This is a genomic window from Microbacterium sp. AG1240 (genome assembly GCF_003635115.1).
In the GTDB taxonomy this organism is placed as follows: Bacteria; Actinomycetota; Actinomycetes; order Actinomycetales; family Microbacteriaceae; genus Microbacterium.
Genome location: NZ_RBXJ01000002.1, coordinates 286,613 through 310,142, shown reverse-complemented (window position 1 = coordinate 310,142; position 23,530 = coordinate 286,613). Strand labels below are relative to the sequence as shown.

The following is a 23,530-nucleotide window of genomic DNA, read 5'->3' as shown; positions in this document are numbered from 1 at the left end:
AGCACGCGCGATTGGGGGGTGCGCGCGCCGCGAATGCCAGAATCGAAGTTCGGCTGGCATCGATCTTATGCACAATCCGAGGGGAACGCGATCGACGCGCGGGAACGACCGACCAACTATCGGAGGTAGTCGACCCTCCGACCCGTGGCTAGATTGAGCCTGTCCGGCGGGCGGTGCCCAGCATCCGCCCTCCCATCCACCACGCAAGGGAGCGCGCCCCGATGAGCAGCCAGATCGATCACCTCCTCTCGGAGACGCGACGCTTCGCGCCCTCGGCCGACTTCGTCGACGCGGCCGTGGGCGCCGCCGACCTCTACGAGAGAGCTGCGGCCGACCGCGAGGGGTTCTGGGCCGATCAGGCGCGTGAACTGCACTGGCATACGCCGTTCACGCAGGGCCTCGACTGGTCGAATCCTCCGTTCGCGACCTGGTTCGCCGACGGCGAGCTGAACGTGGCCTACAACTGCCTCGACCGTCACGTCGAGGCCGGTCACGGCGACCGGGTCGCGCTGCTGTGGGAGGGCGAGAACGGCGACGAGCGCCGCGTCTCGTACGCCGAGCTCACCGCCGAGGTCAAGCGCGTCGCGAACGTGCTGCGGGGGCTCGGGATCGGTGCGGGCGACCGCGTGGCGATCTACCTGCCGATGATCCCCGAAGCGGTGGCGGCGATGCTGGCCGTCGCCCGCCTCGGAGCGATCCACTCCGTCGTGTTCGGCGGCTTCTCGGCCGACAGCCTGCGCGCGCGCATCGACGACGCCGGCGCGAAGCTCGTCATCACCGCCGACGGCGGCTACCGCAAGGGCAAGGTGTCGGCCCTCAAGCCCGCCGTCGACATGGCCCTCGCCGACCGCAACGGGTCGGGCGTGCAGGAGACCGTCGAGCACGTGCTGGTGGTGCGCCGCGGCGGCAACGACGTCGACTGGCAGGAGGGGCGCGACCTGTGGTGGCACGAGACGGTGCCGGATGCATCGTCCGACCACGAGGCCGAGGGCTTCCCCGCCGAGAATCCGCTGTTCATCCTTTACACCTCCGGCACCACGGGGAAGCCGAAGGGCATCCTCCACACCTCGGGTGGGTACCTGACGCAGGCGGCGTTCACCAACCGCGTCGTGCACGACATCCACCCCGAGACCGACGTCTACTGGTGCACCGCCGACATCGGCTGGATCACCGGGCACACCTACGTCACCTACGGTCCGCTCGCCAACGGCGCGACGCAGGTGCTCTACGAGGGCACCCCCGACACCCCGCACCCCGGGCGCTGGTGGGAGGTCATCGAGAAGTACGGCGTGACCGTGTTCTACACCGCGCCGACGGCGATCCGGTCGTTCATGAAGATCGGCCGCGAGGTGCCCCAGAAGTTCGACCTGTCGTCGCTCCGGCTGCTCGGATCGGTGGGAGAGCCCATCAACCCCGAGGCGTGGATGTGGTACCGCACGATCATCGGCGACGAGGCCGCCCCCATCGTCGACACGTGGTGGCAGACCGAGACCGGCGCGATCATGATCTCCGCGCTCCCCGGCGTCACCGAGACGAAGCCCGGCTCGGCGCAGGTGCCCCTGCCGGGCATCACGGTCGACGTGGTCGACGACGCGGGCGAGCCCGTCGGCAACGGCAACGGCGGACTGCTGGTGATCACCGAACCGTGGCCGAGCATGCTGCGCGGGATCTGGGGCGACCCCGAACGCTTCAAGGAGACGTACTGGGACAAGTTCGCCGACAAGGGCTACTACTTCGCCGGCGACGGCGCGCGGCTCGACGACGACGGCGACGTGTGGCTCCTCGGCCGCGTCGACGACGTCATGAACGTCTCGGGGCACCGGTTGTCGACCGCCGAGATCGAGTCGGCCCTGGTCGGCAACGAGGCGGTCGCCGAGGCGGCCGTCGTCGGAGCGTCGGACGAGACGACCGGGCAGGCGGTGGTGGCCTTCGTCATCATCAAGCAGAGCTTCCTCAAGGCGCACTCCGCCGAGGGCCTCGCCTCGACGCTGCGCGGCTGGGTCGGCGAGCAGATCGGCCCGATCGCCCGGCCCCGCGACATCTACATCGTCGGAGAGCTCCCGAAAACGCGATCCGGCAAGATCATGCGGCGGTTGCTCCGAGACGTGGCCGAGGGCCGCGAGGTGGGCGACACCACGACGCTCGCCGACACGATGGTCATGAGCACGATCACGGGTCAGGTCACCGGCACGAGATGACGACAGCGTTCCGCGCGCTCATCGACCGCTGACCCGGGTGGCCGGGGCGGTGCTCGTCCGCTGACCGGAAGACCGGTCGCATACGCTGAACGGATGCTTCGCCGGTCACTGCCCTCTCGCGCGAAGTCGCGACTGATCATCACCGGGTCGATCGCTGCCGCGCTGTTCCTCGTCTTCTACGCGTTCTTCAACCTGACCGTTCTGGGGCAGTCGCTCGAGAACTCGTGGGCCTGGCGCTACGAGGTGTTCGACACCGTCGGCTACTGGCTGTCGAGGCACGGTCTGCCGCCGCTCAGCGGCGACCGCGCGACGATCGTCGTCGGTGTCGCCCTCGCCGTGATCGTCGCCGCGGCCCGGAGACGCTGGCGCACCGCCATCTGGGTGGCCGTCGCTCTCCCCGCGGCTGTTCTGGCGTCCGAGGGGTTCAAGACCATCTCTGCTCGGCCGCTGCTGGTGGATTCGCGCGACGATGCGATCAGCTACCCCAGCGGCCACGCCGTCATCGCCCTCGCGGTCGGCGCGGCGCTGCTGATCGTGATCCCCCGCCTGTGGGTGCGGTGGTTCGTGCCCGTGCTCGGCGTCTGGATGGCGATGGCGTCATCCGCGATCATCGTGATCGGTCACCATCGTCCGAGTGAGATCGCCGGAGCGGCGCTGCTCGTCATCGTCGTGTTCACGCTGGTGGGTGCCGTGGTGCAGCCGATCGCGTCGGCGCGGCAGGGTGAATTCGCCGCTCGCACCGACGGGAGGCCCGGAGCCTGGGCGGCAGACGCGGCCCGTCGCGTATGGGTCCGGGTGCTGATCGTCGCCGCCATCGTCGCCGCGGGGCTTTTCGCCGCCTGGGGAGCACTGCCCTGGGTCACTCTCGTCGATGGGGTGACCGGGGCCGCGGCCTCGCTGCTCGTCATAGGGATGACGCTCGCCGTCCGCTCGTGGACCGGTTCTCGGGCTCCGCAAAGACAAGCCCCGGCCACCTCACACAGCGTGCGGGGAGACCGGGGCCGGATGCTGCGACTCAGGCGAGCGTGAAGACGACCTCGACCTCGACGGGGCTGTCGAGCGGGAGCACCGGCACGCCGACGGCGGATCGGGCGTGACGCCCGGCATCGCCGAAGACGTGGCCGAGCAGTTCGCTCGCACCGTTGATGACCCCGGGCTGGCCCGTGAAGGCCGGGATCGAGGCGACGAACCCGGTCACCTTCAGAACGCCCGTGATGCGGTCGACGTCGCCGACGGCGGCGGCCGCGGCGGCGATCGCGTTCAGTGCGCAGAGCCGGGCGTACTGGTGGGCGTCGGCGGGGTCGACGAGGTCGCGGCCTTCGCCGACCTTGCCGGTCGCCGGGAGCACGCCGGAGACGAGCGGCAGCTGCCCCGCGGTGAAGACGAGATCGCCGAAGACCTTCGCCGGGATGTAGGCGCCGGCGGGCTGCGGGACGCTCGGCAGATCGATGCCGAGCTCGGCCAGCATGGCGGACGCGGTCACGAAGACTCCCCGAACTGCTGAGCGGCGGTGGCCGCAGCATCCAGCCCCGCGTTCGCGGAGCCGGCGCCGGTCGGGCGCTTGAAGTAGGCGACGAGCCCGCCCTCCGGGCCGGTCACCACCTGCACGAGCTCCCAGCCCTGCTTGCCCCAGTTGTTGAGGATGGCGGCGGTGTTGTGGATGAGAAGGGGTGTGGTGAGGTACTCCCACGTGGTCATCGCGGCTCCGGAATCGTCGAGGTCGGCGCGGGAATCGCGGCCTACGGAAACGGCGGGGCTGTCGAGCCATCGCCCAGGGTTCTCCCTTACGATCAAGCCTATGCCTGACAAGAAACGGACGCCTACTGGCGCGCTCGGGGGTCTTCTCGGACTCGTGGGCCTCAGCGTCGTCGCGGGTGTGCTCATCACCGCCACCGTGACCCCGGCCATCGCCGTCTCGGGCGCCGCCGCCTCCAGCGCCATCAAGATCTTCGACAACATGCCGAGCTACCTCGAGATCGACGAGCTCATGCTGCCGACGACGATCTACACGAACGCGGGCGAAGACGGCTGGGTGGAGCTGACGTCGTTCTACGACCAGAACCGCTCCCCGGTCGAGTTCGGACAGATCAACCCGGTCGCCTACGACGCGATCCTCTCCAGCGAAGACCCCCGCTACTACCAGCACGGCGGCGTCGACCTCATCGGCACCACCCGCGCCCTTCTGAGCAACGCTCAGGGCGGTGCGACGCAGGGTGGTTCGTCGATCAGCCAGCAGTACGTGAAGAACGTGCTCATCCAGCGGTGCGAGCGCGACGCGCAAGCGGAGACCGAAACCGCCGACGACGGCACCGTCACCACCACCAAGACCCGTGACGAAGCCCTTCAGAGCTGCTGGCTCGAAGCGACCCAGGCGTCGGGCGTCGACGGCTACGAGCGCAAGCTGCAGGAGATGCGCTACGCCATCCAGCTCGAGAAGGAGTACTCGAAAGACGAGATCCTGCTCGGCTACCTGAACATCGCCAACTTCGGCGGCACGACCTACGGCATCGACGCCGCGGCCCGCTACTACTTCAACGTGTCGGCGGCCGATCTGAGCGTCGGTCAGGCGGCGATCCTCGCGGGGATCGTGCAGAACCCGAACACGTACCGCATCGATCAGCCCGACAACGCGTCGAACGGCGCCGCGAACGGATACGCGCTCACCAAGACGCGCCAGACCTACGTTCTCGGCCGCATGCTCGAAGACGGCAAGATCACGCAAGAGCAGCATGACGCCGCCGTGGCCGAGCCGATCACCCCGGCGATCACTCCCGCGCAGACCGGATGCTCCGCAACCGGCGCGACCGCGTATTTCTGCCAGTACGTCGTCTCCGTCGTCCGCAACGACCCGGCTTTCGGCGCCGAGCCCGTCGACCGTGAGCGCGCCCTGAAGCAGGGCGGCCTGAACATCTACACCACGCTCGACTGGCGCGTGCAGAGCGCCGCGCAGGAGGCCATGGCCGAGTATGCACCGGAGTCCGTGCCCGGTACGCGGTACGGCGCCACGTCGGTCAGCATCGAGGCCTCCACAGGGCGCGTGCTCGCGATCGCTCAGAACACGAAGTTCACCGAAGACGGCAACCTGGCGGCGAGCGACCCGGCCTACACGTCGATCGTCTACGCCGGCAACAAGACCTTCGGAGGATCGGCCGGTTTCTCCGCCGGGTCGACCTTCAAGCTCTTCACCCTCATCGACTGGCTCGAGCAGGGCCACTCTGTGAACGAGTCGGTCAACGGGCGAGACGTGCCGATCAGTCGATTCACGAACAGCTGCATCGGCAACATCGTCGGCAACACCTGGAAGCCGGGCAACTTCGGTGGGGGCGGGGGCGGCTACGGCACGCCCATGAGCTTCACCGCGCAGTCGCTGAACTCCGGCTACGTCGCGATGGCCGCGCAGCTCGACCTGTGCGACATCGGCAAGGTGGCCGCGAAGATGGGTGTCGTCGGCAGCAACGGCGAGCCCATCCAGGTCGACTACCCCACGCAGGTCATCGGCCCCGACGCGGTCTCCCCGATGGCGATGGCCGGTGCGTACGGCACCGTCGCGAACAACGGCGTCTACTGCCAGCCGCAGGTCATCGACCGTGTGACGAACTCCAAGGGCGAGGAGCTTCCCAAGCCGGAGCGCACCTGCGAGCAGGTCATCACGCCCGAGGTCGCCGCGACCGCGGCGTTCGCGCTGCAGGGCGTCATGACGGGCAACGGAACCGGCTCGCGGGCGAACACCGGCGACGGCACCGCGCTGATCGGAAAGACCGGAACGCACCAGGAGTGGCAGACCTGGATGGTCGAATCCAGCTCCAAGGTCGCCACCGCGGTCTGGGCGGGTAACGCCAATGGCACGCTCGACGTGTTCAAGAACAGCTACCGGGGCAACGGCCTCCAGAACATCCGCTACTTCATCGCGAAAGACGTGCAGCGCGCGGCCAATGCGGCGTATGGCGGAGACGCGTTCCCGCGGCCCGACAACAACCTGGTACGCCAGGTGCAGCGCGACGTTCCGAACGTGGTGGGTCAGTCGGTCGACCAGGCGACCTCGACGCTGGAGGCCGCAGGCTTCTCGGTATCTGTCGGCGGCCCCGTCGATTCCGATCAGCCGACGGATGTCATCGTCGAGCAGAGCGCGACTCGCGCGCCCTCCGGCGCCAACATCACCATCAGCCCCAGCAACGGGCAGGCGACACCGGTTCCCTCGGTCGCGGGATCGGCGCCCGCTCAGGCGGTCGCGACTCTGCAGGCGGCGGGCTTCACCCAGCTGTCGGGCAGTTGCACGGTCGATCCTGCCGCGCCCGACGCGGGTCTCGTCTCGGGCACGAACCCGGGCGCCGGCACCGTCGCCTCGCGCGGCACCGCCATCACCGTCGCGTACACCGCGAAGGCCTGCTGAGTGGTGGCACCTGCGGCCAAGGCCGCCCTCACCGCCCTCGCAGCGGTGGGGGTGGTCGGTGCGGGCGCCGCGACCTGGGGCATGGGGATCGAGCGCTACCTCTTCACCGTGCGCTATCACGCCCTGCGGGTGCTGCCGCGTGACGCCGATGCCCTCCGCATCCTTCACATCTCCGACGCCCACATGGCGCCATGGCAGCACCGCAAGCAGGAGTGGATCGCGGGTCTCGCCCGACTCGAGCCCGACCTCATCGTCAACACCGGTGACAACATCGGGCACCGCGACGCCCTGACGGGGCTCCGCGAGGCGTTCGAGCCGTTCTCGGGCGTGCCGGGTCTGTTCGTCCACGGATCGAACGACTTCCAAGGACCGTCGTTCCGCAACCCGCTGCGCTATTTCACCGGGCCTTCGCAGCGCCACCCCGATATCGAGCAGATGGATGTCGACGCCCTCGACGGATACCTGACCGGCGACCTCGGCTGGACGATGATCGACAACGCGGCGACATCGCTCGAGGTTCGCGGAGTGCGCATCAACGCCTTCGGCGTCAACGATGCCCACCGCGACTGGGACGATCTCGAGGTGCTCCCCGCGGCGATCGGCGAGCTCGGCGAAGCCGACCTCACGCTCGGCGTCACCCACGCCCCCTATCGCCGCGTGCTCGACGAATACGTCGATCTCGGGGCCGACGTGATCTTCGCCGGCCACACGCACGGTGGACAGGTGCGCATTCCCGGCAGCCGTGACGCGCTCGTCGCGAACTGCGACATCCCGCTCGACCAGGCCCGCGGTCTGAGCGAGTGGACGCACGACGGGCGCACCGCGCCGCTCAACGTCAGCGCCGGGCTCGGCCACTCGATCTACGCCCCGGTGCGCTTCGCCTGCCGCCCCGAGGTCACGCTCCTCACGCTCCTGCCGCGCTAATCGCCGTGGCGGCCGCGCCGGCCTGCGGTTCCTGCTCTGGAGGATCGGCCCGGGTCGGCACTACCGTGACGGCATGGATGCGAAAGCCGTGACGGTGGGCATACCCGTCCGCGACATCGACCGTGCGACCGAGTGGTACCGGGCGGCGCTCTCACTCGGCGAGCCCGATCAGATTCCCCTGGACGGTCTCGTCGAGTTCGACCTCGGCCCCTTCTGGTTGCAGCTGGCGGCCGCCCCCGATCTCGCGGGCCGCGAGGGCATCTCGGTGAACATCAGCGTGGCCGACGCGACGGCGCTGCGGCGCGACCTGGAATCGCGGGGCCTGACGGTCGGCGAGATGCAGTGTGTCGAAGGCGTGGTCGAGTTCTTCGAGCTGATCGATCCCGACGGCAACAAGGTCGGCTTCGTCACCGAACTGGCCTAGGCAGGGCGCGGCTCACCGCCGCTCGAGTTCGGCGACGACAGGGCGGTGATCGCTCCCGGCATCGTCGAACGACACGACGACGTCGAACCCTCGCACCGACCAGGCCGGTCCGACGAGCACGTGATCGATCGGCGCCGCGAGCCAGGCGGGAGCACGGGTGGGCCAGGTGCCGATAGCGGCGGCGCCCACCGCCGAAGCGGCGTCGGCGCACCCTCCGACGAGGGCGGGGCCGGTTCCGGAGAGGTGGTCGACGGTCGCGTTGAGGTCGCCCGCGACGATCACGTCCGGTGCATCGCACCGGTCTGCGATCCAGCGCAGACCCTGACGCCACTGGTCCAGGCTCCCCGGCAGGGGCGGCATGGGGTGCGCGGCGACGATCGTCGGCCCCTCACCCGAAACGGGCCGCCAGACGGCACTCGGGAGTCCGGGGGTCGAGCCCGCCTCCGCGTCCACCCGATACTCGCCCAGCTCGCCCGCGATGAGGATCGACGTGGGGATCGGCGAGTACCCCGTCCCGCCGTAGGTGGTGTCGGTGGACATGCGCACGCCCCGCTCGGCGAGCATCCGCACGGCTTCGGCGGCAGCGTCCGCGTCGGTCTCGGGCAGGCTCACGATCTCCGCCCCGGTCTCCTGCACCAACCGGGCGATGGCCGACGGTGAGGCGGCGCCGCCCTGCGTGTTCCACGCCACCACCGTGAGGTTCCCGCTCGCGCCCTCGGGGCCCCCTCCGCGCGCGAGCACGACGCCGCCGTTGATCACCGCGGCGACGGCGACGGCGATCGCGAGAGCCGCAGCGACCGACCACCGCCGTCTGACGACCGCGACGATCGAGATGACCAGGGCGATCGCGAGCAGGGCGATTGCGAGCGGCACGCGGAACGCGATGACCTGCGCGACGACCGGTGCCGTCTGAGCCCCGAACGCCTGCGGCCAGGTGGTGAGCACCACCAGGGGCACGCTGACAGCGAGGGTCACGGCGAACAGCGCAGGGCGGTGGCGTCGTGATCTCACGGGATCCATGACATCACGCCTCTCCTCCCCAGCCCGTCTTGCGCGCGACTTCTCCACATCCGCCTGCTCGCAGGCTCCGCAGCATCCGCTCGCGTCGCACGATCGACGAATACCCCGTCGAAAGGATGCCGCGATGCCCACCGTGCCCGTCTCCCTCCCCCGTCTTCGCGCCCCCGCGGCGCTCGTCCTGTGCCTGCTGCTCGCCCTCGTCGGCGCGCTGTGGACCGCACCTCCCGCTCGGGCGGCCGATCAGGGGTCGGGCTTCGGAACGTGGGCGCCGGTGTCGACGCACGGCTGGCACGGCTCGATGCTCGTCGGCGGGGTTCACACCTACTGCATCATCCCGGGGCTCCCCCTGCCGACCGGCACCTCCGTCGACCACGGAGTGAGCGGTTCGGCGGCGGGTCTCACGCCGCATCAGCTCGCCGGGATCAACCTCGTCGTCACGAAGTACGGGCAGACCACAGACCCGGCGCAGGCGGCAGCCGTCGGATGGGCGGTCAAGTCGATCGCGAATCGAGACGCGACCCTGCACGCGTGGGGGTACCCCGGAGACTCGCTCGCCGAGGCGGTGCGCTGGACGTTCTCGAAGCTCGCCCCCGAGCACAGCGCCCGCGTGGGGTCGCTCGCCGAGGCTTTCTACGCCGAAGGGATGGCCGTCACCGTGCCGTCGAGCTCGGCGACCCTGACGTTGACGACCGACACCGCCGATCCGCGGCGGGGCACCGTGCAGCTCGATGCCTCGGCGGCGGGAAACATCGCCCTCACGAACGCCGTGTTCGCCGACACGGGCTCGCCCGAGCGCGCCGACGCGGCCCCCGGCACCGAGTACGCGATCGTCGCCGCTCCCCCGACCGACGACGGCACACCCTTCAGCGTTCACGCGAGAGCACACGGTTCGGCGGCCTTCGCCCCGGCCGTCCGCCACGTCACCACTCCCGGCGGCCAAGACACGGCCGGCCCCGGGGGCGACGTCGAGTTCACCGCCGAGGCGACGGATGCTGCGCCCCGCCCGGTCGTCTTCACCCCCGGTCTGACCACTCGGGTCGCCGAGCCCGAGATCGACGGTGGCGCTTTCGTCGACGACGTGACGCTCTCCGCGATCGAGGGGGCGTGGCCGCTCGCGGCCGACGGCACGTTCGTGGTGCTCCGCGCCACCGCGAAGGTCTACCGCACCGAGGCCGTCGTGCCCGAGACCGAGGCCGTACCCGCGGAGGCGAAGCACGTGGAAGACCTCGCGCTGCAGAGCGACCCGGCGACCGGGCCCGGGGTCTACCGCGTCACCTCCGAGTGGGAGCTTCCCGGGCCGGGCGTCTACACCGCCGTCTGGCAGATCGATGCGAGCGAGCAGCAGCCCGCCACCGTCCCTCACCTGCCCCCCGGGTTCTCGTGGACGGAGAACTTCGGTGTCGCCACGCAGATGGTGACCGTGGCGGCTCCTCCCCCGCCCGAGCAGCCGGAGCCCGAGCAGCCCCCGGCGGCGCAGCCGCCCGTGGAACCCACGCGCACGCTGGCGGCGACCGGCAGCGACGCTCTCACGCCGCGCATCGCCGGAGCCGGCGGGGCCGCGCTGCTGCTCGGAACCGCCCTCCTGGCGCATCATCGCCAGCGCCGGCGAGCCACAGCATCCCCCTGACCTCCCCGAACGCCGCCGTCCGCCGATGCGCGCCCCTCACGCCGTCGGCGGGCGGTCGGCCATCTCCTTGCATCCACGGTTCGAACCATCCCTCAGAACGGGGTAGACTCGTGTGGTTGCTCCGGGGTGTGGCGCAGCTTGGTAGCGCGCGTCGTTCGGGACGACGAGGCCGCAGGTTCAAATCCTGTCACCCCGACTGAATATCATGAGCGAGAAGGCTCCGTCGCCTGACGGAGCCTTCTCTCATTCATTGGACGTCTCGTACAGGAGCCCCGTGCCCGACCTCACGCCCCGCCTCGTCGCCTTCGACCTCGACGACACCCTCGCCCCCTCGAAGACCGCGATCGACCCGCGGATCGGCGACCTGCTGATCGCCCTCGCCGAGCGCGTCGAAGTCGCCATCATCTCCGGCGGGCAGCTCCAGCAGTTCCGCACGCAGGTCGTCGAGCGGCTTCCCGCAGCATCCGCCGAGCTGCTCAGCCACATGCACCTCCTGCCGACGTGCGGCACGCAGTACTACCTGCTCACGCCGGCCGGCATCGAGACCGTGTACGCGCACTCGCTGACCGACGACGAGAAGAGCCGCGCCGTCGCCGCTGTCGAGGAGGAGGCCCGGCGCCTCGGCCTCTGGGCCGGCGAGACCTGGGGCGACATCCTCGAAGACCGGGGATCGCAGATCACGTTCTCCGCGCTCGGACAGAAGGCTCCACTCGACGCGAAGAAGGCCTGGGACCCGACCGGCGAGAAGAAGAACACCCTGCGCGAGGCGGTCGCCGCCCGCATCCCCGACCTCGAGGTGCGCTCGGGCGGGTCGACGTCGATCGACATCACCCACCGCGGTATCGACAAGGCCTACGGCATGAACCAGCTCGCAGAGGCCACCGGCATCCCGCTCGACGACATGCTGTTCATCGGCGACCGCCTCGACCCCGACGGCAACGACTACCCCGTGCTCGCGATGGGCGTCGAGTGCCACGCGGTCGAGGGCTGGCAAGACACCGCCGAGTACCTCGAGGCCCTCATCCCCACGCTCCCCGTCCGCTGAGCCGTCCGATCAGGCCGTGACGGCCTCGGCGTAGTACCCCGCGATGTGCGCTCGCACGAGCCGCTGCGCCTCCGGGGCGTCACCGCTCTCGACGGCGCCGACGATCGCGCGGTGCTCGCGCACCAGCCGCGCTGCGGTGGCGTCCCAGTCGGTCACGCGCAGTGCCCCCGCCTCGACGTAGGCGTCGATCGCGGTGCGCAGACCCACCATGATGGCGGTGACGACCGCGTTTCCGGATGCTTCCGACAGCGCGACGTGGAACGCCCGGTCGAGTGCGAGAAACTCCGCGATCGGCAGCTCCGGCCCCTCCATCTCGTGGAGGGCGGCGTGCACCTGGGCGAGGTCGGGCGCGTCGGCGGCGGCGAGCGCCTCCACGACGGCCGACTCGAGGGTGACACGCGTGCTGACGACATCGGCGATGTCGAACCCGTTCGCGGCCACCTGCAGGCGCAGCAGCGCCGACAGACCGCCGCGGGGCGTCGCCACGATCGTGACCCCCGACGTCGGCCCGGATCCCGTGCCGGTGCGCACGAGCCCCAGCACCTCGAGCACGCGGATGGCCTCGCGAACGCTCGAGCGCCCGACGCCGAGCTGCACCGAGAGGTCGCGCTCGGGAGGGAGCCTGTCACCCGGCCCGAGCCGACCGGCCAGCAGATCGCCCTCGATCTTCTCGAGCACGACCTGCCACGCACGCGGTGCCGTGTTCGGCATGTTCACCTCCGGAGGAGTCCCCACGATAGCCCGCTGCCGGGGCGGGCGGGGGCGCGAGACGCGCGTATCGGCCGAGACAACGCGCCTGGCGGTGTGTCTCGGCCGATTCGCGTGTCTCAGGCGGTGGCGGCGGCGGTGCTGTAGCCCTGGGGGTTGGTGCTCTGCCAGTTCCAGTAGTCGCGGCACGCGTCGTCGATGCCCAGGCGCGTGCGCCAGCCGAGGTCGCGCGCGGCCTTCGACGGGTTGCAGTACGTCGCGGCGACGTCGCCCGCACGGCGCGGGAGCATCTCGGTCGGCAGTTCGCGACCGACCGCCGCCTCGAAGGACGCGATGAGCTGCAGCACGCTCACGGGGATCCCCGTGCCGAGGTTGAAGATCGCGAAGCCGGGCTCGGCCTTCTCGAGGGCCGCCACGTGGCCCTCGGCGAGGTCGACGACGTGGATGTAGTCGCGCAGACCCGTGCCGTCGGGGGTGTCGTAGTCGTTGCCGAAGATGCCGATGCGGTCGAGGGTGCCGATCGCGACGCGCGAGACGTACGGCATGAGGTTGTTGGGGATACCCGAGGGGTCCTCGCCGATCAGACCGCTCGGGTGGGCGCCGACCGGGTTGAAGTAGCGCAGCACGGTGACGTTCAGCTCGGGGTTCACCCGGGCGACGTCGGCGAGCACGACCTCGTTCATGCGCTTGGACTTGCTGTAGGCGTTGGAGAGGTCGACGCTCGTGGTCGACTCCTCGGTGAAGGGGAGGTCGGCGGGGTCGGAGTAGACGGTGCCCGTGCTCGAGAAGACGAACGAACGGATGCCGTGAGCCACCCCGGCGCGCAGGAGAGCGAACGTGGTGTCGAGGTTGTTGGAGTAGTACTTCAGCGGCTGCTGCGTCGACTCCCCCACGGCCTTGAACGCGGCGAGATGGATGACCGCGTCGATCGGGCCGTGCTCGGCGAAGACGGCCTCCACGACCGCGTCGTCGGCAGCATCCCCCACCACCAGAGGGGCCGACCGGCCGGTGATCTGCTCCACGCGGGCGGCGGCGACCGCCTGGGTGCCCGACAGATCGTCGAGCAGCACGACCTCATGGCCGGCGTCGAGAAGGGCTACCGCCGTGTGGGTTCCGACGTAACCGGCACCGCCGGCAAGGAGTACGCGCATGCCTCCAGGCTACCGACTTGCGGGGGTCGGCCCGCGTCGCTCAGCGCCCGTCGAGCCGCCCGCCGGACTCGGTCAGATAACACACGGCGCACATCGACTCGTAGGTGACCTCGCCGGTCGTGAGCCCCTGATCGATCGCCACCTGGTCGCCGTCGAACACGAAGCGTCCGTCGATCAGCCGCGCGTTGAAGATCGCTTTGCGTCCGCAGCGGCAGATCGTCTTCAGCTCTTCGAGACTGTGGGCGAGTTCGAGCAGGCGCGCGGAGCCCGGGAAGGCCTCGGTGCGGAAATCGGTGCGGATGCCGTAGGCGAGCACCGGGATGTCGTCGAGCACCGCGATCCGCAGTAGGTCGTCGACCTGCGCGGGCGTCAAGAACTGGGCCTCGTCGACGAGGAGGCACGCCACGGGAGCGTCGCCGGCGGCAGCCCGAAGGGTCTCGCGCGCGTCGGCGTCGGGCGCCACGAGGAAGTCGACCGTGCGCGAGACGCCGAGGCGGCTCTCGATCTGGTCGGCGCCCTTCGTGTCGATCTCGGGCTTGGCGAGGAGCACCCGCTGCCCGCGCTCCTCGTAGTTGTAGGCCGCCTGGAGGAGCGCGGTCGACTTGCCGGAGTTCATCGCTCCGTAGCGGAAGTAGAGCTTGGCCACAGCCCGTGTCAGACCGAGATCGAGAGCACGCCGGCGGTCTTCGCGAGCTCCTCGCGCGCGACCTCCGGGCGCGTGTTGAGGGTCTCGCCGTAGCTCGGCACGAGCTCCTTGAGACGCGGCTCCCAGCGAGCGATGTCGTCGGGGAAGCAGGTCTTGAGCAGGCCGAGCATGATCGACACGGCGGTCGATGCTCCCGGCGAGGCGCCGAGGAGACCGGCGATGGAGCCGTCCTTCGCGGTGACGACCTCCGTACCGAACTGCAGCACGCCGCCCTTCTTCGGATCGCGCTTCATGACCTGGGCGCGCTGGCCGGCCCCGAGCAGCTCCCAGTCCTTGCCCTCCGCCGAGGGCACGAACGTCTTGAGGCTGTCGACCTTGCGGGCGTGGGTCTTCAGCAGCTCGCCCACGAGGTATTTGATGAGGCCCGGGTTGTCGATGGCGACCTTCAGCATCGGCAGCAGGTTGTGCGGACGCACCTGCGAGACGATGTCCCAGGGCGAACCGTTCTTCAAGAACTTCGGGCTGAACGTCGCGAACGGACCGAACAGCAGCGACGCCTGTCCGTCGACGACACGCGTGTCGAGGTGCGGCACCGACATGGGCGGGGCGCCGACCGAGGCCTGCGAGTAGACCTTCGCCTTGTGCTGCGCGACGAGCGCGGGGTTGTCGGTCTTCAGCCACTGCCCGCCGATGGGGAAGACGCCGTATCCCTTGATCTCGGGGATCCCCGAGCGCTGAAGGAGCTTCAGCGCCCAGCCGCCCGCTCCGACGAAGACGAACTTCGCAGTGATGTGACCGGGCGTGCGCCCCAGGGTCTCGCGGGTGGTGACCCGCCAGCCCCCGTTGCCGTCGCGCTTGAGCTTCCGCACCTCGCGATTCGTGACGACCTCGACGCCCTTCTCCTTGAGGTTGGCGAAGAGCTGGTGGGTGAGCGAGCCGAAGTCGACGTCGGTTCCGGCGGGCACGCGGGTGGCCGCGAAGGGCTCGTCGCTCTTCAGTCGCTTCTTCATCAGCAGCGGCGCCCACTGGTTGATGACGCGGGAGTCCTCGCTGAACTCGATGCCCTCGAACAGCGGCTGCGTCTTGAGCGCCTCGTAGCGCTTGCGCAGGTACTCGACGTCCTTCTCACCGCGGACGAACGTCATGTGCGGGGTGGCGTTGATGAACGTCGACGGGGCGTCGAGCTCGCCCTTCTCCACCAGCGACGACCAGAACTGCCGGCTCTGCTGGAACTGCTCGTTGATCGTGATCGCCTTCGCGGGATCGACCGAGCCGTCGGCAGCCTGCGGCATGTAGTTCAGCTCGCAGAGGGCGGCGTGCCCGGTACCCGCGTTGTTCCACGCGTTCGAACTCTCCAGCGCGACGTCGCTCAACCGCTCGTAGACGGCGATCTTCCAGTCGGGCTGGAGTTCCTTCAGAAACGTGCCCAGGGTGGCGCTCATGATGCCGCCACCGATGAGCAGCACGTCGATGTCTTGGCTCACCAGGCAATCCTAGGCGCGATTCAGCGGGTCCAATCGCGAGTGCGCACCGCCTCGAACAATCAGGCGTGGGCGCCCAGGCGCTCGGCGACGAGCTCGGCGATCTGCACGGCGTTCAGCGCCGCGCCCTTGCGCAGGTTGTCGTTGCTGATGAACAGCACGAGGCCCTTGCCCTCGGGCGCCGACTGATCGGCGCGGATGCGCCCGACGTAGCTCGGGTCGGTGCCGGCCGCCTGGAGCGGCGTGGGCACGTCCTCGAGCTGCACGCCGGGGGCGCTCGCGAGCAGCTCACGCGCGCGGTCGGGCGTGATGTCGCGTGCGAACTCGGCGTTGATGCTGAGCGAGTGGCCCGTGAAGACCGGCACGCGCACGCAGGTGCCCGCGACGCGGAGGTCGGGGAGTTCGAGGATCTTGCGGCTCTCGTTGCGGAGCTTCTTCTCCTCGTCGGTCTCGTTGTCGCCGTCGTCGACGAGGTTTCCGGCGAACGGGATGACGTCGAAGGCGATCGGGGCGACGTACTTCTCGGGCCGGGGGAACTCCAGCGCCGAGCCGTCGCGGACGAGCCGCTCGACGTCGCCCTGCGCGAGCACGCCCTCGACCTGGCCGAGGAGTTCCTGCGCACCGGCGAGGCCCGAGCCGCTGACGGCCTGGTAGGTGCTGACGATCAGTCGCTCGAGGCCGGCCTCGGCATCCAGCACCTTCAGCACCGGCATCGCGGCCATCGTGGTGCAGTTCGGGTTGGCGACGATGCCCTTCTTCGCCTCGTCGATGGCGTGCGGGTTGACCTCGCTGACGACCAGCGGAACCTCGGGGTCCATGCGCCAGGCGCTGGAGTTGTCGATGACGAGGGCGCCGGCCTCGGCGAAGCGCGGCGCGTGCGCGCGGCTGCCGGTGGCGCCCGCCGAGAACAGCGCGACGTCGATGCCCGACGGGTCGGCCGTCGCGACGTCTTCGACGATGATGTCGTGTCCGCCGAACTCGATCGAGGTGCCGGCCGAGCGGGCCGTCGCGAACAGACGCAGGTCGCGAATCGGGAACGAGCGCTCGATGAGGATCTCGCGCATGACGGTGCCCACCTGGCCGGTGGCGCCGACGATGGCGAGGGAGATTCCGGAATCGGAGATGCGGGTCATGGCGTTCCTCGGATGCTGCTCGGGTCGGTTTCGGCGATTCTATCGGCGCGGCGGGCGGCGCCGCCGATCGCGAGCGGAGGAGAAGCGCCGGAGGTCGGAGGATTCCGGCCGGATCGTCCGACCTCCGGCCCTTCTCCTACCCCGACGACACGGGTTGATGGACGATCGTTACATTTCCGGCGGGATCTCGCCCGAGAAGCGGGATCGGAGGCGCTCTGCGCGGCCCTCGCCATGTTTCCGTTCTGTAAAGGATGCGGCGTAAAGGCCGCCGTTGTCGAAGAGGGCCTCCTCGGCGCCGATATCCTGACGCCTGGACCAGCGTTCGTCACCACCCCCGGCGACCCATCGTCCGCATCCCCTCCGGCGTCCCCCGAACGCCCTTCTCTGCGAGGAGTCCTTGTGCCCGCGAGCCTGCATTCCCTTCCCGGCCTGCCCCTGTGGGATGGAGACCGCCCCCGCGGCACCGCCACCCTCTCGTGGCAGGGCGACCGCATCACCGCCGTCGAGGAGACGGCCCCGGGCGAGTCGGAGTACAGCGTCATCCCGGGCCTCGTCGACACGCACGTGCACCTCGACTCATCGGCGGGAGCACCGGCGAACGACTGGCTCACGTGGCCGCTCATCACCCCCGCCTCCGAGCGGTCGCTGCACGTCGTCTCGCATGCGCGGCGTGCCGCCGCATCCGGTGTCACGACCCTTCGCGACCTCGGCGGTGGCGACGTGCAGTTCTCCGCGGCGCGCGCGCTCGCGGCCGGCATCATCCCCGGCCCGCGGCTGTTGGTGCACGGCCCGGTCGGCATGACCGCCGGGCACGGCGACCTGTTCACCCCGCCGCACTACGCGCAGCGTCCGCCCGTGGCCGACTCCCCCGACGAGTGCCGTCGCCTGGTGCGCCAGTGGGCGCGCTCGGGTGCCGACGGCATCAAGATCTACACCAGCGGCGGCGTTCTCTCCATGGGAGACAAGGTCGGCTGGCGCAACCAGACCGACGCCGAGATCGCCGCGACCGTCGACGAAGCGCACGCGCTCGGCATGCTCGTCGCCGCCCACACGCACACCGCCGAGGGCGTCGACATCGCCCTGCGCTTCGAGGTCGACTCGATCGAGCACGGCACCGGCATTCTCGAGCGCCACTGGGACACCCTGCTGGAGCGCAACATCCCCGTCGCCCCGACGCTGCTGATCAACGACGCCATCGCCGACCGCAAGATCCCGGTCAGCGACGACGCCGCCGAGAAGGGCCGCGCCGTCGTCACCGAGCGCGACGCCAACTTCACCGGCGCCGCGGCCGCGGGCATCCGCTTCGTGCTGGGCACCGACGCGAACGGCGTGATGGTGCGTTTCGGCGATCAGCTCGAGGAGCTCCGCCTCATGAAGCAGTCGTTCGCCTGGACCAGCGAGCGCGCCATGCGGGCCGGAACCTCGGATGCTGCGGATGCCATGGGCCTCGCCGGCAAGGTCGGCCGCCTCCACCCCGGCCAGGGCGCCGACTTCCTCGTCGTGCGCGGAAAGCCGTGGGAGGACATCGACGATCTCACCGCCGAGAACATCGTGGCCGTCGTCGCCCGCGGTGAGCTGATCGCCGGCGCATTGCCCGCGTGAGCCCCCACGATCTCGCACGCTTGACCTGTTCCGCCCATGAAGGAGAACCCGTGACCACCCCTCGACCCGTCTCTCACCCGCGCGGAGGACGGCGCCTCGCCGCTCCCCTGATCGCCGGCCTCGCCGTCCTCACCCTCGCCGGTTGCGCCGGTGGCGCCGCCGAGACCTCCGCCACGCCGGGCGCCGACGTCGCGCAGGACATCGTCTTCGCGCTCAAGGAAGACCCGACCTGCATCGACCCGCAGCAGTCGTCCGTGACGACCTCGCTCATCGTCGGACGCCAGCTCACCGACTCGCTGCTGGACCAGAACCCCGACACCGGCGAGATCGTGCCGTGGCTGGCCAGCGAGTGGGACGTGAGCGACGACCTCACCTCGTACACGTTCACGCTGCGCGACGGCGTCACCTTCAGCGACGGCACCCCGCTGACCTCCGACGCGGTCGCGGCGAACTTCGACGCGATCGTCGCGCTCGGTGCGTCCGCCTCGCTGGCGAACGGCTACCTCGCGGGATACGCGGGCACCGACGTCACCAGCGACACCGAGTTCACCGTGAACTTCTCCGCCCCGAACGTGCAGTTCCAGCAGGGCGCGACGACCATCTCCCTCGGCATCCTCTCGCCCGAGACGGTGGCCGCGCCCGCCGAGACGCGGTGCGCGTCGGTGGCCGGCACGGGACCGTTCGTTCTCGACTCGTACGTTCCGAACGACTCGGTGAAGGTGGTGCGCCGCGACGGCTACGACTGGGCGTCGCAGCTGCGTCAGCACGAGGGCGAGGCCTACCTGTCTTCGGTGACCTTCCCGATCATCTCCGAGCCGAGCGTGCGCACCGGCGGCCTCGAGTCGGGTGAGTACGACGTCATCCAGGACGTGCCGTACGTCGACGAGTCGCGCTTCAGCACCGGCGACTACAACCTCTACGCCAAGGCCAACCCGGGCGTTCCCAACTCCCTCGTGATCAACACCACGCGGGGCCCGCTGGGCGACGAGGCCGTTCGCCAGGCGATCTCGAAGGGGCTCGACCGCGACCAGATCAACATCATCGCGGGCTCGATCAGCGGCCAGGCGCCGACGAGCGTCCTGACCTCCTCCACCCCCGGCTACAAAGACCTTGGCGACGTGCTCGCGTACGACGCCGACGGCGCGAAGGCCCTGCTCGAGGACGACGGCTGGACCCTCGGATCGAACGGGATCTACGAGAAGGACGGCCAGCCGCTCACCGTCACCGTCACGGCCTTCTACGCGCAGGACGTGCTCGAAGCCGCCCAGATCGACCTGAAGAAGGTCGGCATCGACCTGCAGCTGAAGATGGTCTCCTCGGGTGACTTCTTCGGCGCGATCGCCTCGGGCGACTACGACATGCTCGGAGCCGCGCTCACCCGCACCGACCCCGACGCCCTGCGGACGCTCCTGTCCACCGCGTCGAAGTCGCGCTGGGGCATCGTCGACGACGCCGAGCTGGAGACGCTGCTGCAGGAGCAGTCGCAGACCGCCGACACCGCCGCACGCCAGGAGCTGGTCGACGAGATCCAGCAGATGGTCGCCGAGCGCGCCTACGTGATCCCGACGCTGGAGACCGTGCAGCTGCACGGCTCGCGCGCCGGTGTCGAGGGCATCACGTTCGACTCGGCCGCCCGCCTGCACCTCTACGACACCGCGGTGGTCTCGGACTGATGACACAGCCGGTGCAGCGCGTGGCGTCAGCGGACGGAGGAAGCAGGGCGGCATCCGTCGCGCGCTTCCTGATCCCGAAGATCCTGCAGTGCCTCTTCGTGGTCTGGGCGACCTACACGGTCGCCTTCCTGCTGATCCACGCGCTGCCCGGCGACCCGGTGCTCGCCGCCCTCTCCCTCCGGGGCGGCGACGCGACCTCGACCGATCCCGCCGAGCTCGACGCCCTGCGCGCGCGCTACGGCTTCGACGGTCCGCTCTGGCAGCAGTACTTCTCGAACCTCTTCGCCCTCGTGCGCGGCGATTTCGGCACCTCCATCGCGACCGGCCAGCCGGTCGGCGACATGATCGGGCGCGCCTTCCCGCACACGATCGCCGTGGCACTGTTCGCCCTCGTGCTCGGCTTCCTCATCGCCCTCGCCTTCACCGTCTGGGCGTACGTGGCCCGCCCGGCCTGGATGCGCGACGTCGTCGCGCAGATCCCGCCGCTCGGGATCGCGATCCCCGCCTTCCTCAGCGGGCTCGTGCTCATCACCGTCTTCTCCTTCGGGCTCGGCTGGTTCCCCGCATCCGGCACCAACGGGTTCGCCAGCGTCGTGCTCCCCGGGATCACCCTGGCGCTGCCGACCGCCGCCATCTTCTTCCAGGTGTTCTCCGCGGCCGTCTTCGATGCGGGGGCGAGTCCGTTCGTGTTCACCGCGAACGCCAAGGGCCTCGCCCAGCGCACGGTCGTGGTGCGCCACGTGCTCCGCAATGCGCTCCTCCCCTCGATCACGATCATCGGTCTGCAGATCGGCTATCTCGCCGGGGGCACCGCGGTCGTGGAGACCGTCTTCTCGCGAGACGGCATCGGCCGCCTCACCGTCGACGCGGTGCTGGCCCGCGACATCAATGTCGTGATGGGCGTCGTGATCGTCGTCGCGCTCGTCTACGCCGTCGTCACGCTCGTCGTCGACGGCCTCTACGGCGTCATCGACCCGCGCACCCGTACGCGTCTCGTCGGCCGGAAGGGAGCGACCCGATGACCGTTCTGCGCAAGCCCGCCCTCATCCTCGCGATCCTCGTGCTGGCGCTCACGGCCGCGGCCCTGATCGCGCCGGAGCTGCTCGCCCCCTACGACCCGTTCGACTCCGTCGGCACGGCGCGCCTCGCACCTCCCTCGCCCGAGCACCTCTTCGGCACCGACCACCTCGCTCGCGACGTGTTCTCGCGCGTGGTCTACGGCGCGCGGCTGTCGCTGTTCGCCGCCGGGCTGGCCGTCGTCGGCGGCGTGGTCGTCGGGTCGATCATCGGCCTCGTCACCGGGTACGTCGGCGGCGCCGTCGATTTCATCGCCATGCGGTTCGTCGACGTGCTCATCGCCATCCCCGGCATCCTGCTCGCCCTCATCGTCGTCGCCTCGCTCGGCTTCGGTCCGCTGTCCATCGCGCTCGGGGTGGGCCTCGGCACCGCCGGCTCGTTCGCCCGCGTCATGCGCTCGCAGGTGCTGCGTGTGCGCGGCGAGGAGTACATCGAGGCCGCACGCACGCTCGGCGTCCGCGGCCCCACGATCCTCGTGCGCCACGTGCTCCCCAACGCCGCCCGCCCGATCATCGCGATGGCCGCTCTCGAGCTGGCGCTGGCGATCCTCGCGGTGTCGGCGCTGAGCTTCCTCGGCTTCGGGGCGCAGCCTCCGGCGCCCGAGTGGGGGGCGCTCGTCTCGGCGGGCCGCGATTTCGTCGCCACCGCACCGTGGCTCAGCCTGCTCCCGGGTGTCGTGATCCTCGCGATCGTGCTCGCGGTCAACCAGGTCTCGCGCTCGATCGGAGGAACCCGATGACCGCTCTGCTGTCCGTGACCGGACTCCGCGTCGACTACGGCCAGGGCCGCCGCGTCACGCCGGCCCTCCGCGGCGTCGACCTCGAGATCGCTCCGGCCGAGATCGTGGCCGTGGTCGGCGAGTCGGGGTCGGGCAAGAGCACGATCGCCCATGCGATCGTGCAGCTCCTCCCGACGCAGGCTCGCGTGCGCGCGGGCGAGATCCGGTTCGAGGGACACGACCTCGGTCGTGCGCGGCCGGCCGCGCTCCGCCGTATCCGTGGCAAACGCATCGGCTTCGTGCCGCAGGACCCCTCGCACAGCCTCAACCCGCTCATGCGCGTCGGCGAGCAGATCGCCGAGACGCTGCGCCGTCACCGCGACCTGTCGAAGAAGGATGCTGCGGCCAGGGCGGTCGAGATCCTCGGCGAAGTCGGCATCCCCGACCCGGAGCGACGTGCGGGGCAGTACCCGCACGAACTCTCGGGCGGCCTGCGACAGCGCGTGCTCATCGGTATCGCGTGGTCGTGCGAGCCCGCCCTCGTGATCGCCGACGAGCCCACGAGCGCCCTCGACGCCACCGTGCAGCGCCACGTGCTCGATCGGATGCAGTCGCTGGCGTCGGCCCACGGCACCGCCGTGCTGCTGGTCACCCACGACCTCGCCGTCGCCGCCGACCGGGCCGACCGCATCGTCGTGGTCGAGAAGGGGCAGATCGTCGAGAGCGGAACCGCCGCGTCGGTGCTGTCGTCGCCCTCGCACCCGTACACGCAGAGGCTGGTCGCCGCCGCCCCCGGGCTCAACGCGCGGCGGCTGACGCCGACCGTTGCCCCGCGCACCGCGGAGGCCCCCGACGGCGACGCTCCGCTCCTGTCGGTCGTCGGGCTCGCCAAGACCTACGGCAGCGGAGCACAGGCGGTGCGCGCCGTCGAGGCGGTCGAGTTCGACGTGCCGCGCGGGTCGACGTTCTCGCTCGTCGGCGAATCGGGGTCGGGCAAGAGCACGACCGCGCGGATGGTCGCGCGCATCGTCTCGTCCGACGCCGGCACCGTCACCTTCGACGGCACCGACATCACCGACCTCGCCGGTTCGGCGCTGCGACAGCTCCGACGCCGCATCCAGGTCGTCTATCAGAACCCGTTCGGATCGCTCGACCCGCGCATGACGGTCGAGCGGATCGTCGCCGAGCCGCTGCAGGCGTTCGGCGTCTCGCGCTCCGAGCGTTCCGCAGCCGTCCGGGGTCTGCTCGCCGACGTGCGCCTCGCGCCGGAGCTGCTCTCCCGGCGGCCTACGGAGCTATCGGGCGGTCAGCGCCAGCGCGTCGCGATCGCGCGCGCTCTCGCGCTCCGCCCCGAGCTCGTCGTGCTCGACGAACCGGTGTCGGCGCTCGACGTGTCGGTGCAGGAGCAGGTGCTGCAGCTGCTCGTCGACCTGCAGGCCGAGCACGGACTCACCTACCTGTTCATCTCGCACGACCTCGGCGTCATCCGGCAGGTCTCGGACCGCATCGCCGTCATGAAGGACGGCCGCATCGTGGAGCAGGCCGACGCCCGGCAGATCTTCGCCGCACCCGGTCACGACTACACCCGCGAGCTGCTCGGAGCGATCCCCGGAGCCGCGCGCGCCTGAGCGCCGTCTCGGGCGTAGGAGATGCGCCGAGCGTAGGAGGATTCTCGGCGAATCGGCCTACGCCCGACGCTTCTCCTACGCCGAA

Annotated in this window: 20 protein-coding genes and 1 tRNA gene; 13 read left to right on the top strand and 8 right to left on the bottom strand. The window is 70.2% G+C overall.

Annotation, left to right across the window (positions count from 1 at the left end):
- Positions 1–221 precede the first annotated feature (221 nt).
- Together acs and DEU34_RS10010 are read left to right on the top strand one after the other, a co-directional pair.
- On the top strand, positions 222–2,198 hold the full coding sequence (gene acs, locus DEU34_RS10015) for an acetate--CoA ligase (protein ID WP_121150034.1): 1,977 nt from the start codon (positions 222–224) through the stop codon (positions 2,196–2,198).
- Between the two features lie 93 nt (positions 2,199–2,291).
- The gene (locus tag DEU34_RS10010; protein ID WP_121150033.1) at positions 2,292–3,227 is read left to right on the top strand and encodes a hypothetical protein; all 936 of its coding nucleotides are present in this window, start codon (positions 2,292–2,294) and stop codon (positions 3,225–3,227) included.
- Here the strand turns inward: DEU34_RS10010 and DEU34_RS10005 are convergent.
- Positions 3,214–3,666, bottom strand: a complete 453-nt coding sequence (locus DEU34_RS10005) for a RidA family protein (RefSeq protein ID WP_396652123.1) — start codon at positions 3,664–3,666, stop codon at positions 3,214–3,216. The two genes, DEU34_RS10010 and DEU34_RS10005, sit on opposite strands and share 14 nt — an antisense overlap.
- 11 nt (positions 3,667–3,677) lie before the next feature.
- On the bottom strand, positions 3,678–3,896 hold the full coding sequence (locus tag DEU34_RS10000; RefSeq protein ID WP_116647906.1) for a hypothetical protein: 219 nt from the start codon (positions 3,894–3,896) through the stop codon (positions 3,678–3,680).
- A 100-nt stretch (positions 3,897–3,996) separates the two neighbouring features.
- Between DEU34_RS10000 and DEU34_RS09995 the strand changes: the two genes are divergently transcribed.
- From DEU34_RS09995 to DEU34_RS09985, 3 genes are all read left to right on the top strand, one after another.
- Positions 3,997–6,588, top strand: a complete 2,592-nt coding sequence (locus tag DEU34_RS09995) for a transglycosylase domain-containing protein (protein ID WP_121150032.1) — start codon at positions 3,997–3,999, stop codon at positions 6,586–6,588.
- Positions 6,589–7,512 carry a metallophosphoesterase gene (locus tag DEU34_RS09990; RefSeq protein WP_396652119.1) on the top strand — a complete coding sequence of 308 codons (924 nt, stop codon included), beginning with the start codon at positions 6,589–6,591 and terminating at the stop codon, positions 7,510–7,512.
- 73 nt (positions 7,513–7,585) lie between these two features.
- Positions 7,586–7,936 (top strand): VOC family protein, encoded by a 351-nt coding sequence (locus DEU34_RS09985; RefSeq protein ID WP_121150031.1) that lies wholly within the window; start codon positions 7,586–7,588, stop codon positions 7,934–7,936.
- Positions 7,937–7,948: 12 nt separating this feature from the next.
- Here DEU34_RS09985 and DEU34_RS09980 read toward each other — a convergent pair whose 3' ends face one another.
- Positions 7,949–8,956, bottom strand: a complete 1,008-nt coding sequence (locus DEU34_RS09980; protein WP_121150030.1) for an endonuclease/exonuclease/phosphatase family protein — start codon at positions 8,954–8,956, stop codon at positions 7,949–7,951.
- Positions 8,957–9,080: 124 nt separating this feature from the next.
- Here DEU34_RS09980 and DEU34_RS09975 point away from each other — a divergent pair, with 124 nt between their 5' ends.
- From DEU34_RS09975 to DEU34_RS09965, 3 genes are all read left to right on the top strand, one after another.
- Positions 9,081–10,583: a hypothetical protein gene (locus tag DEU34_RS09975; protein WP_121150029.1), complete on the top strand. Its 1,503-nt coding sequence runs from the start codon at positions 9,081–9,083 to the stop codon at positions 10,581–10,583.
- Positions 10,584–10,705: 122 nt separating this feature from the next.
- Positions 10,706–10,779, top strand: a tRNA-Pro gene (locus DEU34_RS09970).
- Between the two features lie 78 nt (positions 10,780–10,857).
- On the top strand, positions 10,858–11,628 hold the full coding sequence (locus DEU34_RS09965; protein WP_259460109.1) for an HAD-IIB family hydrolase: 771 nt from the start codon (positions 10,858–10,860) through the stop codon (positions 11,626–11,628).
- A 9-nt stretch (positions 11,629–11,637) separates the two neighbouring features.
- Here DEU34_RS09965 and DEU34_RS09960 read toward each other — a convergent pair whose 3' ends face one another.
- From DEU34_RS09960 to DEU34_RS09940, 5 genes are all read right to left on the bottom strand, one after another.
- Positions 11,638–12,339, bottom strand: a complete 702-nt coding sequence (locus tag DEU34_RS09960; protein WP_121150027.1) for a FadR/GntR family transcriptional regulator — start codon at positions 12,337–12,339, stop codon at positions 11,638–11,640.
- 116 nt (positions 12,340–12,455) lie between these two features.
- Positions 12,456–13,487 carry a UDP-glucose 4-epimerase GalE gene (gene galE / locus DEU34_RS09955; RefSeq protein WP_121150026.1) on the bottom strand — a complete coding sequence of 344 codons (1,032 nt, stop codon included), beginning with the start codon at positions 13,485–13,487 and terminating at the stop codon, positions 12,456–12,458.
- Positions 13,488–13,527: 40 nt separating this feature from the next.
- Positions 13,528–14,133 (bottom strand): thymidine kinase, encoded by a 606-nt coding sequence (locus DEU34_RS09950; RefSeq protein WP_121150025.1) that lies wholly within the window; start codon positions 14,131–14,133, stop codon positions 13,528–13,530.
- Positions 14,134–14,141: 8 nt separating this feature from the next.
- Positions 14,142–15,575, bottom strand: a complete 1,434-nt coding sequence (gene mqo / locus DEU34_RS09945; protein WP_396652122.1) for a malate dehydrogenase (quinone) — start codon at positions 15,573–15,575, stop codon at positions 14,142–14,144.
- Between the two features lie 101 nt (positions 15,576–15,676).
- Entirely contained in the window at positions 15,677–16,747 is a 1,071-nt protein-coding gene (locus tag DEU34_RS09940; protein ID WP_121150023.1) for an aspartate-semialdehyde dehydrogenase, read from the bottom strand.
- 399 nt (positions 16,748–17,146) lie between these two features.
- On the opposite strand from DEU34_RS09940, the gene DEU34_RS09935 reads away from it, so the two are divergent.
- From DEU34_RS09935 to DEU34_RS09915, 5 genes are read left to right on the top strand one after another with little or no spacing between them, the layout of a single operon-like run.
- Positions 17,147–18,349, top strand: coding sequence for an amidohydrolase family protein (locus DEU34_RS09935; protein ID WP_183042430.1), 1,203 nt, complete (start codon positions 17,147–17,149; stop codon positions 18,347–18,349).
- A gap of 50 nt (positions 18,350–18,399) precedes the next feature.
- Complete coding sequence (locus tag DEU34_RS09930; RefSeq protein ID WP_183042429.1) at positions 18,400–20,022, top strand: ABC transporter substrate-binding protein; 1,623 nt, start codon at positions 18,400–18,402, stop codon at positions 20,020–20,022.
- On the top strand, positions 20,022–21,044 hold the full coding sequence (locus DEU34_RS09925; RefSeq protein ID WP_116647892.1) for an ABC transporter permease: 1,023 nt from the start codon (positions 20,022–20,024) through the stop codon (positions 21,042–21,044). The genes DEU34_RS09930 and DEU34_RS09925 overlap by 1 nt, the downstream gene beginning before the upstream one ends.
- Complete coding sequence (locus DEU34_RS09920; RefSeq protein ID WP_121150020.1) at positions 21,041–21,838, top strand: ABC transporter permease; 798 nt, start codon at positions 21,041–21,043, stop codon at positions 21,836–21,838. The genes DEU34_RS09925 and DEU34_RS09920 overlap by 4 nt, the downstream gene beginning before the upstream one ends.
- Positions 21,835–23,445, top strand: a complete 1,611-nt coding sequence (locus DEU34_RS09915; protein ID WP_121150019.1) for an ABC transporter ATP-binding protein — start codon at positions 21,835–21,837, stop codon at positions 23,443–23,445. The genes DEU34_RS09920 and DEU34_RS09915 overlap by 4 nt, the downstream gene beginning before the upstream one ends.
- Positions 23,446–23,530 lie beyond the last annotated feature (85 nt).